14 protein-coding genes and 1 other annotated feature are annotated in these 14,227 nt (G+C 38.7%); of the genes, 13 read left to right on the plus strand and 1 reads right to left on the minus strand.

Translation table 11 applies throughout. The annotated features are described in order from the left end of the window. The first annotated feature begins 1 nt into the window (after position 1). The 8 genes from mreC to LQZ76_RS05125 all read left to right on the plus strand — a co-directional run bounded on the left by mreC (position 2) and on the right by LQZ76_RS05125 (position 8,534). Complete coding sequence (mreC, locus tag LQZ76_RS05090; RefSeq protein ID WP_230098684.1) at positions 2–850, plus strand: rod shape-determining protein MreC; 849 nt, start codon at positions 2–4, stop codon at positions 848–850. Positions 851–859: 9 nt separating this feature from the next. Beyond that, the gene (gene mreD / locus LQZ76_RS05095) at positions 860–1,402 is read left to right on the plus strand and encodes a rod shape-determining protein MreD (protein ID WP_230098685.1); all 543 of its coding nucleotides are present in this window, start codon (positions 860–862) and stop codon (positions 1,400–1,402) included. Further along, positions 1,399–1,631 (plus strand) — a binding site (T-box leader). (Overlaps the previous gene by 4 nt.) 48 nt (positions 1,632–1,679) lie before the next feature. Further along, positions 1,680–2,321 (plus strand): amino acid ABC transporter permease, encoded by a 642-nt coding sequence (locus LQZ76_RS05100; protein WP_230098686.1) that lies wholly within the window; start codon positions 1,680–1,682, stop codon positions 2,319–2,321. A gap of 11 nt (positions 2,322–2,332) precedes the next feature. Then, the gene (locus LQZ76_RS05105) at positions 2,333–2,968 is read left to right on the plus strand and encodes an amino acid ABC transporter ATP-binding protein (RefSeq protein WP_230098687.1); all 636 of its coding nucleotides are present in this window, start codon (positions 2,333–2,335) and stop codon (positions 2,966–2,968) included. Between the two features lie 8 nt (positions 2,969–2,976). Further along, a complete protein-coding gene (locus LQZ76_RS05110) occupies positions 2,977–3,816 on the plus strand; it encodes an amino acid ABC transporter substrate-binding protein (RefSeq protein ID WP_230098688.1) in 840 nt (279 codons plus the stop codon). 142 nt (positions 3,817–3,958) lie between these two features. Further along, entirely contained in the window at positions 3,959–5,167 is a 1,209-nt protein-coding gene (locus LQZ76_RS05115) for a metallophosphoesterase family protein (RefSeq protein WP_230098689.1), read from the plus strand. Beyond that, positions 5,157–7,547 carry an ATP-binding protein gene (locus LQZ76_RS05120; RefSeq protein WP_230098690.1) on the plus strand — a complete coding sequence of 797 codons (2,391 nt, stop codon included), beginning with the start codon at positions 5,157–5,159 and terminating at the stop codon, positions 7,545–7,547. The genes LQZ76_RS05115 and LQZ76_RS05120 overlap by 11 nt, the downstream gene beginning before the upstream one ends. Positions 7,548–7,580: 33 nt before the next feature. After that, entirely contained in the window at positions 7,581–8,534 is a 954-nt protein-coding gene (locus LQZ76_RS05125; protein WP_230098691.1) for a 3'-5' exoribonuclease YhaM family protein, read from the plus strand. Positions 8,535–8,681: 147 nt separating this feature from the next. On the opposite strand, the gene LQZ76_RS05130 is transcribed toward LQZ76_RS05125, so the two are convergent. Then, entirely contained in the window at positions 8,682–9,008 is a 327-nt protein-coding gene (locus tag LQZ76_RS05130) for a hypothetical protein (RefSeq protein WP_230098692.1), read from the minus strand. 211 nt (positions 9,009–9,219) lie between these two features. Here LQZ76_RS05130 and pepA point away from each other — a divergent pair, with 211 nt between their 5' ends. From pepA to LQZ76_RS05155, 5 genes are all read left to right on the plus strand, one after another. Next, on the plus strand, positions 9,220–10,296 hold the full coding sequence (pepA, locus tag LQZ76_RS05135; protein WP_230098693.1) for a glutamyl aminopeptidase: 1,077 nt from the start codon (positions 9,220–9,222) through the stop codon (positions 10,294–10,296). 64 nt (positions 10,297–10,360) lie between these two features. After that, a complete protein-coding gene (locus tag LQZ76_RS05140) occupies positions 10,361–10,678 on the plus strand; it encodes a thioredoxin family protein (RefSeq protein WP_230098694.1) in 318 nt (105 codons plus the stop codon). Between the two features lie 125 nt (positions 10,679–10,803). Beyond that, complete coding sequence (ytpR, locus tag LQZ76_RS05145; protein WP_230098695.1) at positions 10,804–11,442, plus strand: YtpR family tRNA-binding protein; 639 nt, start codon at positions 10,804–10,806, stop codon at positions 11,440–11,442. Positions 11,443–11,594: 152 nt separating this feature from the next. Next, the gene (gene murC / locus LQZ76_RS05150; protein ID WP_230098696.1) at positions 11,595–12,902 is read left to right on the plus strand and encodes a UDP-N-acetylmuramate--L-alanine ligase; all 1,308 of its coding nucleotides are present in this window, start codon (positions 11,595–11,597) and stop codon (positions 12,900–12,902) included. 67 nt (positions 12,903–12,969) lie between these two features. Further along, positions 12,970–13,689, plus strand: a complete 720-nt coding sequence (locus LQZ76_RS05155) for a Bax inhibitor-1/YccA family protein (RefSeq protein WP_230098697.1) — start codon at positions 12,970–12,972, stop codon at positions 13,687–13,689. Positions 13,690–14,227 lie beyond the last annotated feature (538 nt).

Here is a 14,227-nt window from a genome sequence, read left to right on the forward strand (position 1 = left end):
GATGATGAAGTTTTTTTCAACACGACGACTTGTATTTGTCATTATTGGCATTGTTGTCACCGTAGCACTTTTAACTGGTTCAGTACTTGTCCGTAATCGTCGGGCAACGCCACCAGCAATTCAACAATTTGGTAACGATGTAGCGGGGGTTGTGGCCCGTGTCGTTAACTGGCCGGTTGCGGTTACCCACGGTGGATATGATTCCGTAGCCCAATTACTTGATACATACCAAGAAAACACGCAACTTCGTGCTAAAGTAGATGACTTAGCCCAAGAAAAGGTACGTGCGCAAGTTCTTGAAAGTGAAAACAAAGCGTTAAAGAATCAATTGAATTTGAATGAAACTTTGACGGACTATTCATTAATTAATGCAACGGTAATTAGCCGGGCACCTTCAGCATGGTTAAGCCAATTAATTATTAATGCCGGCCGCAATGCTGGTATTAAAAAGGATATGCCAGTCGTTTCTGGTAAAGGATTAATTGGTCGGATTAGCGAGGTTGATCGGACAACTTCAAAGGTTGAGTTATTATCTGATGATAGTGGTTCTGCTAACCGATTTGCAATTCAAATTACCAATAAAAAAGGTGAGGCGATGTATGGGATTGTGAGTGGCTACAGTCGCAATGCTAACCGGTTAATTGTTGGACAAGTAACTTCAAATATTAAATTGCACAAAGGTGATCAAGTGCTAACAAGTGGTTTAGGCGGTATTACACCTAAGGGCTTATATGTCGGTGAAGTTGATTCAGTGCATAACGATGCTAGTGGGTTATCTAAGTCCGTCTACATTAAGCCAGCAACTGACTTTGGTAATATCAACTTTGTTTCTGTTGCAATTGAAAAATAAGGAGTAATTATGTTTGGTTTTTTTAATGGCTACCACGCAAAATTAAAATGGATTTTTGCGATAATTACGTTCTTCTTACTTTTCTTTGATGGGGCCTTATTCGCAAATATGGCCGGTATTTTAACCCGCGGGCAATATCACATTATGCCAATGTTATTAGTAATTTGGTTTGTGTATGCGGTGTTGTTTGAACTAGATTTAGATTTGCCAATTTATTTTTGGGCTTGCTTAGCCGGGTTAATCTTTGATATTTTTTATTTTGGGGTTATCGGTGGCTTTACCGTCGGATTACCAATTATGGTTTGGGTCAGTAAGCAACTCCGCTATTATTTATCAGATTCAGTGGTATCATTGTTTATGATAATTATTTTGTCAATTACGGTATTACAAATTTTTACGTATATTGCGGCTTTGATTGCCGGGCTTGATGTCGGCAATGCGGCTGATTATGTGGTGCATACGTTTGCCCCATCATTAGCGTTAAATGTGGTGATTGCAATTATTTTATACTTGCCAATTCGCCAATTGTTCCGTAAACTAAAAGAAATTTAAAAACTTTGAACAGAAGAGTAAGATTTAAGATTAGTGACAGCGAGTCTAGGATGGTGCAAATAGACCTATCTTAAATCTGAACCACATCTGGGAGTTGATTAGCTGAAATTTAGTAGGTTAATTCGGTTGGTCGCGTTATTGACTTAGGTTTTAGTGAGTAAAACCTATTAAGGATTCTTGTGTGAGCAAGAATTGATTTTGAGGTGGAACCGTGCCAAGCACCCTCTTAACACATGCGTGTTAAGAGGGTGCTTTTTTATTTTCAGGAGGTTATTGGATGCAATATATTGAAACAATTTTACCATCCCTTTTAGCAGGGGTATTGGTAACGTTAAAAGTTTTTGCACTAACAATTATTGGTGCTTTACCGCTAGGAATTTTAGCGGGCTTGGGGCTCAAATCAGAATTTAAACTAGTTCGTTGGTTTTTGAATGGTTATGTTTGGTTAATGCGAGGCACCCCATTGTTATTACAATTAATTTTTGTTTTTTATGGATTACCTTTGATTCATATTACCTTTGATCGTTTAGATGCTGCTTTGTTTGCCTTTATTTTAAATTACGCGGCCTACTTTGCCGAAATTTTCCGCGGTGGTTTTCAAGCAATTCCAACTGGCCAATATGAAGCAGCCAAAGTGTTGCGGTTATCACCATGGCAAACGCAACGGAAAATTATTTTACCCCAAGTTGTTAAAAATGTGATTCCACCGATTGGGAATGAAGTTATTAACTTAATTAAAGATTCATCATTAGTATATGTTATTGGAATTGGAGATTTGTTGCGCGCCGGTAATATTGATGCCGCTCGGGATGTCACGTTAGTACCATACATTTTAGTGGGAATCATTTATCTATTGTTAACAGCGGTAACCACAGTTGGTTTGCGGCGGTTAGAAAAATATTACAACTATTATCGTTAAGGAGTAAAGATATGATTGAATTAAAAAACATCAAAAAATCATTTAATGGTCGGCCAATTTTAAACGATATTAATTTAACGATTAATGATGGTGAAATTTTAGCGATTGTTGGTCCCTCAGGGGCTGGTAAGACGACATTACTCCGGGCGTTAGCGGGTTTAGGCGATATCGATAGCGGGGAAATTTTATTAGATGGCCAACCATTTGATCCGCGAAGTAGTGATTTAAAAAATAATGTCATCGGCGTGGTCTTCCAAGATTACAATTTATTTCCGAATTTAACAGTTTGGGAGAATGTAACTTTAGCACCTAAAATGGTCTTAAAAATGGCGGCGGCTGAATTGGAAACTAAGATTAAACCGATTTTAGCGCAGCTCCAATTAGCGGGTAAAGACGCCTTATATCCATTTGAATTATCTGGTGGGATGAAGCAACGGGTAGCAATTGCCCGGGCCTTAGCGATGCAACCTAAAGTTTTGGCCTATGATGAACCAACTTCAGCGTTAGATCCATCGATGCGGACTGAGGTTGCCAATTTATTACTCGATTTGAAAAAGGATGGTGTAACTCAAATTGTGGTGACGCACGATATTGAACTAGCCAATAATATTGCGGATAAAATTTTTACCGTTAACGCAATTAGTTAGGAGGCCCAATGAGAAAACGAATTTTGCCAAGTGTCGCTGGATTTGCGATTGCCATCTTGTGGTTGTTTATCATTGTTGGTCGTGGGGTTTCAATCGGTCACGATTTTAACCATGATGATAATTGGCGTGCATACCAACAAAAAAAGAGTATTACGGTCGGGCTTGATGATACTTTTGTACCGATGGGTTTTCGAAATAAAGAAGGCCAAATTGTCGGATATGACGTTGATTTGGCGCGGGCCGTCTTTAAACAATATGGGATTAAAGTTAATTTTCAACCGATTGATTGGTTAATGAAAGAAACTGAACTCCGTAATGGAACGATTGATTTAATTTGGAATGGGTATTCATATACGCCAGAACGTGCAAAAGTCGTAGGTTTCTCAAAACCATACTTTGCCAATGGCCAGGTATTAGTTAGTTTACGACGTAATGATATCTTGAAGTCAGCTGATATGAAGGGGAAAGTTTTAGGCGTCCAATCATCTTCAACCGGGGCAACTGATTTAGATGCGCAACCCCAAGTCTTGAAACAATACATTAGTAATCACCAAGCAATTCAATATGATACGTTCATGAATTCAATGAATGATTTAAATGCTGGACGGATTCAAGGGGTTTTAATTGATCGCGTGTATGCCGATTATTATGTCAGTCATTTACCAAATCCAGGTAAATATCGCATTGTTGAAAGCGGCTTTCCCGTTGATCAATTTGCAGTTGGAATTCGTAAATCAGATCAAACCTTGCAACGTAAAGTTAATGCTGCCATTGCCAAGATGCGCACCGATGGTCAATTAGCTAAGTTAAACCAAAAATGGTTTGGCGAACGTAATATTAAAGAATAAGTGTCTTACACGAAAAAATTCGAGGAATGGTAAAGTTCACTCGAATTTTTTCGTTTTTAAGGAAATACCGTTAAGACCAACTAAAATTTGCTATAATTAAAAGACGAACAAGTGTTTGATTTTTAAGATGAGGATTCACAAAATGAAATTTATTCATACTGCCGATGTCCATTTAGGGCATCCATTTACGGGCTTAAATAATGTGCCTAACAACTTAATGCAACAAGTTGAACAGGCAACTTTTACTAGTTTTATCCAATTAATCGATTATGCGCTTGCCCAGACGGTTGATTTTATCGTGATTACGGGGGATTTATTTGATACCCAACATCAAAGTGTCCAAGTGTTAGATTTTTTAGTGGTGCAATTCAAACGATTAGCGACGCAAGATATTATGGTCTATCTTAGTTTTGGTAACCATGATTTTAATCAAACAATCGCCGGTTTTGATTTTGGGACCAATGTGACACTGTTTTCAGGTGATGTGACGATTAAACAACAAACAACGCAGCAAGGTGAAACGGTTAATATCGTGGGCTTTAGTTATCAACAACAACATATCCAAACGCAAGTGATTGATCAATTTCCAATGAAGGGCCAAGTTGATTTTCAAATTGGGATGTATCATGGGGCGGTTGATGGACCGTATGCACCATTTAGTATTGCGGAAATGCGAGCCAAACATTATGACTATTGGGCCCTTGGGCATATTCATAAGCGCCAAGTTTTGGCGGAACAGCCTTTTATTATTTATCCAGGGAACTTACAAGGTCAAAATATTAAAGAGGCGGGGGTCAAAGGGTTTTACTTAGTAACTAGTCAAAGTGATACGTTAATCCCAGAATTTATTCCAAGTACGAATGTAACGTGGGAGCTTGTTACATTAGAAATTCCCATGGTTGCCACACAAGCTGACTTGCTACAATTACTCTTACCCAAGCTCCAAGCATTTGCAAATAGGCCCGCGGCATTAGTAATGACTCGATTAGAACTGGTTAGTGAATTTGCCCTGCCACATCTTTTGGAACTTCGGTTACTTGATGGGGCGACAGTCACCCAACTTAATCAAGCATTACGGGCAAGTGGGGTTACAAATCTATGGATTAATGATTTAACGTTACGGCAACCAGAGCAAAATCAAGCATTAGCTGGCTTAGATAATGAAGCGTGGGCCGCGGCCGCAAAAATCGTTTTTACTCCTGAGAATTTACATGTTACCGGTTTAAAAAATGTTCCCGAAGCCTTTGTTACAAGTTACTTTGATCAGCCCGAAGTCCAAGCACAATTACAACATCGAGCTAAATTACTTTTAGAATTATACTTAAACGAGGATTTTGTGGATGAAGATTGAAGCAATTAAAATATATGGATTTGGTAAATGGATCAATCAAGAATTTACATTACCGAATGCAATGACAGTTTTTTATGGTGAAAATGAGGCCGGTAAATCAACATTAATGGCATTTATTAACGGGATGTTATTTGGTTTTGCTAGTAAGAAAAGTAAATTCATCAACACGTATGAACCCAAACAACAAGCCATCTATGGTGGGGAGTTAATCCTTAACCATCATGGCAAAAAATATCGGTTAATCCGGCGTCATCGTACGAACACAGAACTGGAATTAATTGATTTAGCGACGAATGAAGCTTATCCAAATCCGCAACCAATTTTGGATAGTATTTTAGGCCCCATCACAAGTGAAACATTCCAACAAATTTATGCCATTAGTGCAGATGAATTGGCGGAAGTTCGCAGTTTAACCCCGAACGAACTCGAACAACGATTGCTCAAAATTGGGGCCGTTGGGGCGACTGGTTGGTTACAAGTCGCTGATCAATTTGAAAAAGAAGCCCAAGCCTTATTTGCCGCTAATTCTAAAAATGGTAAACGACCGTTAAATGGTTTGTTGGCAGAGTACCGGCGGACGGCTGACAATCAAATGGAAATTCAGCGCCAGTTACCAACCTATTTTGCTAGTTTGGAAAGTTTACAAACGCAACACCAAGCAATTGCAAACTTAAAGGCCAAGCTTGCGACACAGCAGACCAAGTTAGCAGAATTAAATGAATTGGCGCGCCTAGAACCACTATATTTACAGATGCGCAAGCTTGAGCAAAAACAAGCTAAGCACGAACCAAAAATCAATGAAGATACCAAGGTGCGGTTTGAACAATTACAATTTCAAAAAACGAATTTAATTGAAGAAATAACGCAGCTTGAGCAAAATTTACAAACAAATAACCCCGGCGATGCTCAAACGGAAAGCTTAGCCCAACATCTTAAAGAAATTCAGCCACGTCTAGGCTTGTTATTTGAGTTAGCAGCTAATTATCGGGCGGTGCAACAGCAACTTGCACAGTTGAAGAATCAATATCAAATCATTGCCGCTCAACTCGGCCCCAACGAACCAAGCATGCAACGGCAACGTCCAGAAGATGGTGCAGCAACCAATAGCAGTAGTAAATGGACCATTGGGGCGGTGGCGGTTGGAATTGCGAGCTTGTTACTTATTCCAGGTAACATCGTGGTTAAATTAATTGGCGCGGTAGTCGCGATGGTGATTATTTGGGCTGTGGGCCGTCAAATGCAAGCACCTAAAATGACGCCTAGTCAACCGATGCCCGCACCAACTAAAACGCAAGTTGCGCAAGCCCAATTAATACGGGTTCAAGAGCAGCTAGAAGTAACGCAAAAGCAGTTTGCTGATTTAGAACAAACTATTTTAGCAGAACAACGAAAGATTAATGCATTAACACTGAGTCAAGTGGAGTATACTAGTGATCCGGCCGAGTTTAGTAATCAACTGCAACAAATCAATCAAGTGATTAATGAGTTTACAGCGGAACAGCAAGCCAATGCCCTAGGTAAAGCTGATCAGGTTTATCAAGAACAGTACTACAAGCAACGGCAACAACAATTAGCACAAATTCAACGCGAAATGCAAACCGTTTTGGCAAGTATTAATTTAATGGATGAAGCTGAATTTCATTTACAATTGGTTAAACAAAATGTTGATACGCAACAGAATCAAGAATTAATGGCTATGCAAAAGCAATTTACACCACAGCAACTTGAGCGCCTTGCTGGGTTAACTACCCCAGTCGCAGAATTAGTTACAGCGACTAATATGCAATTGACCCAAGCAACGGTGCAATTAGAGGCCCTCGAACAACAATTGCAGACTTCACAAATGCAACATTTGAAAGTAGTTAGCAACGGGACCATTAATGAAGTTGAACAACAAATGGCAAATTTACAACATGATGTTCTAATAAGTTTAGAAAACTTTATGATCAAACAATTAACCGCTCAGTGGATAAATGAAGCTCTTAAACAGTCGTCACAGCAACGAATGCCACAAATTTTAGCGCTAGCAACAAAATATTTTCAAGAGCTCACTGGTGAAAATTTTGTTGCAATTAAAATGGAAAGTAATATGATAGCCTTAGTAACAACAACTGAAGAACGTTACACTTTAGCAGAATTGTCCAAAGGTACCAGTGAACAATTGTATGTAGCGTTTCGGATTGCCTTTGCGCAAGTTTTAGCTGACATGATTGAGTTTCCGATTATTATTGATGATGGTTTTGTTAATTTCGATGCTCGACGTGTCAAGCGTATGCATAGATTGATGCTCGACTTAAGTGCTAATCAGCAAGTCATTTATTTTACATCTAACACGGTTGTTTTAACAGATTTTACAGCACCGCAGATTGTTGCTCTATAAATTAGTCACAGAAAAGAACGGTGGAAGATTAAAATGAATGAAAAATTGTTGCATGACTTTAAGCTTAATGAACAAATGAATATCCCGGTTTTACTAAAAGAAGTTGTTAATCGGACTGCCAAAAACGGTAAAGCGTACTTAGCAATAATTTTTGAAGATAAATCTGGTGAAATGGATGGAATGTATTGGGGCGTAACACCAACAGAAATCCAAACATTTGTGCCGGGCACAGTTGTGCAACTACATGCAACACGGCAAATGTATCGAGGTAAACCGCAGCTAAAAGTTGCCAATATTAAGGCAGTTACTGCAGAATCCAAATTACAGCCGAGTGATTTTATCGCCACCGCTCCAATTCGGCGGCAGCGTATGGAAACTGAAATTAATCAAGTTTTGTTCAGCATCACTAATCCTGAGTGGAATCGGATTGTACGGTATTTGTTACAAAAGCATCATGATCAATTTTATAGTTATCCAGCTGCTAAGAAAAATCATCATTCCTATACTGGTGGGTTAGCGTATCATACGCTATCAATCGTTCGTTTGGCGCAAGGTATTGTGCCATTATATCCACAAATTAATCAAGGTCTACTGTTAGCCGGGGCCTTATTACATGATATTGGTAAGACCATTGAGTTATCGGGTCCAGTAAGTACGTCGTATACAGTGGCGGGTAACTTACTTGGCCATATTGCGATTGCGGATGCCGAAATCGTATTAGCTGTAAAAGATCTCCAATTAGATGAAAATTCGGAAAGTATTTTGGCGTTGCGCCATGTGGTTTTAGCACATCACGGGTTACTTGAATATGGTTCGCCAGTTCGCCCTGCGTTACTTGAAGCAGAAGTGTTACACCAATTGGACGAATTAGATGCTAGTATCGAAATGTTTACGCATACGGTTGAACAAACAGAGCCCGGAAAGTTTTCAGATCGGGTTTATGCATTAGATAAACGGATGATTTATCATCCTAAAAATTTAGAATAAATCAAGCACTGTAACAGCAGTCGGGCGATATCAAAAAACACACTAAAAATCCTCTATGAAGAAAATTCTTCATAGAGGATTTTGTCGTATTTTGAATATATCGTCCTTCTGGAGCGCTATGGCACAATCCTTTTTAATAATTGCAAATTATAATATTTTTTCTTGTAGGACAATCGCCAAGGTTTTAGCATCGATTTTTAATCGATATTGTTCTAATTCGCTATTTTTACGGAGCGTTACACCACCATTATAAACAGTGTAGCTAGTGCTGTTAGCGAAATATGTTTCAGTTTCACGGGTAATCCAAGTACCTTCAATTTTGCCATAGCTCGTAAATTCATCATGAATTTTGCTAATAAGTTTGGCATGAGTCTTAGCGACGGACTTTTCCTGGGCACCCTTACTGCCAATTGCAGCGGCGACACCGATACTTCCAATAATTCCAGCGATAATCCCAAAACCTTTTTTGTTCATGATAAATTTTCTCCTGCCATCTCCCAATCTAAATTATAAAATAGCATAATCTCACATAAAAATAAATTAAAAAAATGCTTTGTAATCATTTCGTATTTTTTTAATTTTTTATATGCGGTAAAATAAGGCTAATAGCTAAATGACGGTGACGTTATTGTTGGTTGTAGTCCACCCAATTTAGTCGATTATATTGAAATGAGGATTGTAAAAAATGGACGAAAAAGATTTTTTACGAGTTAAAAAATATACTGAAGCCCAAGGTACGAGTGGGTTTGAACATCACGTGCGCGATTTGTTTAAAGCGGACTTAACGCCATTAGTAGATGAAGTTAAGCAAGATGGGTTAGGGGGGATCTTTGGAATTAAACATAACCAAGCCGCCGATGCACCTAAAATTATGTTTGCGGCCCACATGGATGAAGTTGGCTTTATTGTGACTAATATTACGCCAATGGGCTTATTCAACGTGGCAGCTGTTGGTGGCTGGAATCCATATGTGGTTTCATCACAACGTTTTACATTATTCACTCGGCATGACAGTATGCCAGTGGTGTCATCTTCAGTCTCACCCCATTTATTACGGGGGAACAGTGGTGTGAATGGTACACCTAAAGTTGATGATATTTTATTTGATGCTGGCTTTACTTCAGCTGAAGAAGCCCACGCATTTGGTGTACGTCCAGGTGATTTCATTGTGCCAGAAGTCGCTACAGTGATGACAGCTAATAAAAAACGGGTGATTTCTAAAGCTTGGGATAATCGTTTTGGAATGGTGACCGTGTTGGATACGCTTGATGCCCTTAAAGATGTTCAAACACCGAATACCTTAATTATGGGAGCAGATGTGCAAGAGGAAGTTGGTCTACGAGGAGCCCACGGGGCAGTTAATATGTTAAACCCTGACATTTTCTTTGCGATTGATTCATCAGCGGCCGATGATATTAATGGTAAGACTAATCACCAAGGGCACCTTGATGAAGGAACCTTACTACGGGTTTTTGATCCTGGTGTGGTGATGCCATTACGATTAAAAGAATTTGTCCTTGATATCGCCGAGTCAAATAACATTCCGTTCCAATACTTTGTTTCAAAAGGCGGTACTGATGCATCAGCAGCCCAATTACAAGCCCATGGAGTGCCATCAGTTGCCTTAGGGGTGGCATCACGTTATATCCACACGCACCAAACAATGTGGTCAATTCGAGACTTTGAAGCGGCCAAAGAATTAGTTAAACAATTAGCCGTGAACCTTGATAAGAGTGCGGTTGATACAATTATTGGTCGTTAAGCTTGAAAGTTATGCTCGCTATGCTATAATTTAGTTACAAAAAATAAGTAAATGGAGAACTGTTATGAAAACTTTACCAAAAATGGATCAAAACGCTTTGTTAACTGAAATCGCGGATAAAAAAGTTATTTTATTCTTCACAGCCGATTGGTGCCCAGATTGTCGCTTCATCAAGCCAGCAATGCCAGCCATTGAAGAAAAGTACAGTCAATTTGAATTTATCACCGTTGATCGTGATGAAAACATTGATTTATGTGCTGAACTTGATGTTTATGGTATTCCAAGTTTTATTGCTTTTGAAAATGGCCAAGAATTAGGTCGTTTTGTTAATAAAGACCGGAAAACGCAAGCTGAAGTTGAAAGCTTCATTGATGGTTTATAAAAAATCAGTGTGGAAGTGTGTTTTTTAGTTGAAAAGCATACCACTTACCACTAAACTAAAAGTTGGACGCAAAAGTTGGTGTGCCAACTTTTTTTATTCAAATACTTAAATAGGCAGGAAACGAGATGTTAATTGCAAGTTACAACCCCCAATACGTTGGTGATACCTTAATGTTGTTGCTCCAACCCGATGTGGCAACACAAAGCAGTGAAAAGAAGGGCCAAATTGTCCGCCTTTTTGATGAAGCAACACAAGCAACGATTGGATTTAATTTCTTTGAAATCAGTAATTTACTTGATTTACCAAAAGATGGTGGGCAAGTATTTTTAACTGATGATCAAATTGATAAATTAAACGAGGCACTCGTGGCAGTTGGCTTTGAAGCTGAATTGGTTAATGACCAAACGCCTAAATTTGTGATTGGGTATGTTGAAAGTGTCATGCCTCACCCTGATTCAGACCACTTACAAATTACCAAAACTAAGATTGGTGCGGATGAATACGAACAAATCGTATCTGGTTCACCTAATATGCAAGCTGACATTTATGTTGTTGTTGCTAAAGTTGGGGCAATGATGCCAAGTGGTTTGATTATTTGGCCCGGTGAATTACGTGGGGTACCTTCAAACGGTATGATCGTATCCGGTCGTGAACTTCAATTACCAAATGCCCCACAAGTCCCTGGTGCTTTAATCTTACCAACTGATTTCCAAGCAGTCGGTGAAGCTTTAGACTTTGATAAAGCACAAGGCCTTTTTAGCTAATCTTGATAGTGCATTCAACTTAGATTGTGCTATGATTTAGAGAGTAATCAGACCGGTTACTCTTTTTTTATTGCTATTAATTGTCGATGTGGGATGAATAGCAGTAAAGATAATATTTTAATTAATGCAGAGTAGAAGGAGTTATTGTCACCATGACAAACAAATATTATTTTATTGGAATTAAGGGGTCAGGAATGGCTTCACTTGCCTTGATTTTACATGATCAAGGATACGAAGTAGCAGGTTCAGATATTACTGAATATACTTTTACTCAAACACCATTAGAAGAAGCTGGGATTCCGCTGTTGCCTTTTGATGCGGCTAACTTAACTCCTGGTTGGACAATTATTCGCGGTAATTCTTTTGAAGATGATCAAGTTGAGGTTGCCAAAGCAATTGAAATGGGCTTGACGATTAAGACTTATCCTGAAATGGTTGAACAATTAGTTAATGAAACAACTTCAATTGGGGTGGCCGGTGCCCATGGTAAAACTAGTACCACTGGTTTGTTGGCGCACGTCTTGTCAGGGGTAGCGACAACTAACTTCTTAATTGGGGATGGTACCGGGAAGGGAATGCCGGATGCGCGCTTCTTTGCTTTTGAAATGGATGAATACCGCCGGCACTTTATGGATTACACGCCCGATTATGCGATTATGACCAACATTGATTTTGATCACCCGGATTACTACACGGGGATTGATGATGTCCGTTCAGCATTCCAAGATTTAGCTAACCAAGTTAAAAAAGCGATTTTTGCTTGGGGGGATGATGTTCAATTGCGTCAATTAAAGACCGATATTCCGGTTTATTATTACGGATTGGATGCAACTGATGATTTCCAAGCGAAAAATATTGTCCGAGATCAATCTGGGGCAACATTTGATGTTTATTACCATGAGGAACATTTAGGTCAATTTAAAACTAATCAATTTGGCCAACATGGAATTTTGAATACGTTAGCCGTAATTGCGGTGGCTTACTTTGAAAAACTTGATTTAGAATTAGTTAAAGCCGAATTACTTTCATTTTCTGGGGTAAAACGTCGCTTCCAAGTAACTCCATTAAGTAATGGCGTGATGATTGATGACTATGCACACCACCCATCCGAAATTAAAGCAACGATTGATGCAGCACGCCAAAAATTCCCAACTCAAGAAATTGTGGCGATTTTCCAACCGCACACCTTTTCACGGACCCAAGCGTACTTTGATGACTATGTCAAAATTCTTGGTGAAGCGGATAAAGTGTTCTTAACTGAAATCTTTACATCAGCCCGGGAAACAAGTGGTGACATTAAGTCAGCTGATATTGGTGCCCAATTGGCTAATTTTGGTGGTATCTTGCATGAGGATACGATGGACCAACTATTGGCGTTTGATAATGCGGTCTATGTCTTCATGGGTGCAGGAGATTTACAAAAATACGAAGCCATTTTCAAAAAGTTATTAACTAAATAAGTGATTTGTCTATTTAGGTTATTTCAGGTATGATTATGTAAAGTAATGATATAAAGGAGAACACTAGATGAATAATGATAATATGAGTTACTTTAATGAACAGCAAACCCAAAGCGTCGATGTTGCCGGTTTGAGCGGTTTCTTCCGCCGAATGTACCGGTACATGGCGTTAGCTTTATTGGTTTCAGGAGCGACGGCTTATGTGACAGCAACAATGTTTCCACAAGTTATGATGGCTTTAGCCGATAACCGCTTTATGTTTTACGGATTGATGATTTTTGAATTAGTCCTAGTTGTTTTAGTTAATACCAAGGCGATGCGTAATGCGCTGGCGGCTTTACCGCTCTTAGTATTGTTTGCGGTTGTTAACGGATTGACGATGTCATTTATCTTTGCTGTTTACGCCAGTGCGTCAATTTTAGGCGCCTTTGTGGGCACGGCAGCAATCTTTGTGGGGATGTCAGCATACGGTTACTTCACAAAACGGAACATGGCTGGGTTAGGCACGCACTTGTTTGGGTTGTTAATTGGACTGATTGTAGCTTCAGTGGTTAATATCTTTTTACACAATTCTGTAATTACATTAGTCCTTTCATGGGCCTCAGTGATTATCTTTACGTTATTATCAGCATACGATACTAATAAGATGAAACGCTTATACCTTGAATTTGGTAACCAATCAACGGAAATGGGCTTAGCTGTTAGTGGGGCACTTACATTATACTTAGACTTCATTAACATCTTCTTGAGTCTGTTGCAAATCTTTGGTGGCTCAAATCGAGATTAAGCAAGTTTACTTAAAAACGATCTAAATAGAATCATAAAAACAGCTTGGTAGAAATAATACCGAGCTGTTTTTTTACTTACATCGTAGTTAAATGTTGAGAATTTACCGTTAGAAACGTTGATATAACAATCTTTATCACGATAAATAAGTTTTTTGTGTTTTTTTTGAAAAAAGGGGTTGCTATGTACTTGAAATCGCGGTATCATATTTAAGTTGTCTCGTGACATTAACCAAAAAGTTAATTAAACAAAGCAACACTTAATTAAATAACTAATTCAAATTAATTTAAAAAGTTGTTGACTTATTAAACTAAAGCGAGTATAGTTAATAAATGTTGTTACGACATATTAAGTTGTTAACAACAACGTAGATCTTTGAAAACTGAATAAAGTTTTGACAATCAAATGTGTAAGTACTTTGAAATTAGATTTCAGAGTTAAACAAATTTGCGAATGTCAATTTCGCTAGTAAATTATGCTTCAAACGTCTCCCCGACGTTTGAAGCGGATAACAAATGAGTCAACAGACATCATTTTTA

The sequence above is a fragment of the Periweissella ghanensis genome (assembly GCF_918814755.1).
In the GTDB taxonomy this organism is placed as follows: Bacteria; Bacillota; Bacilli; order Lactobacillales; family Lactobacillaceae; genus Periweissella; species Periweissella ghanensis.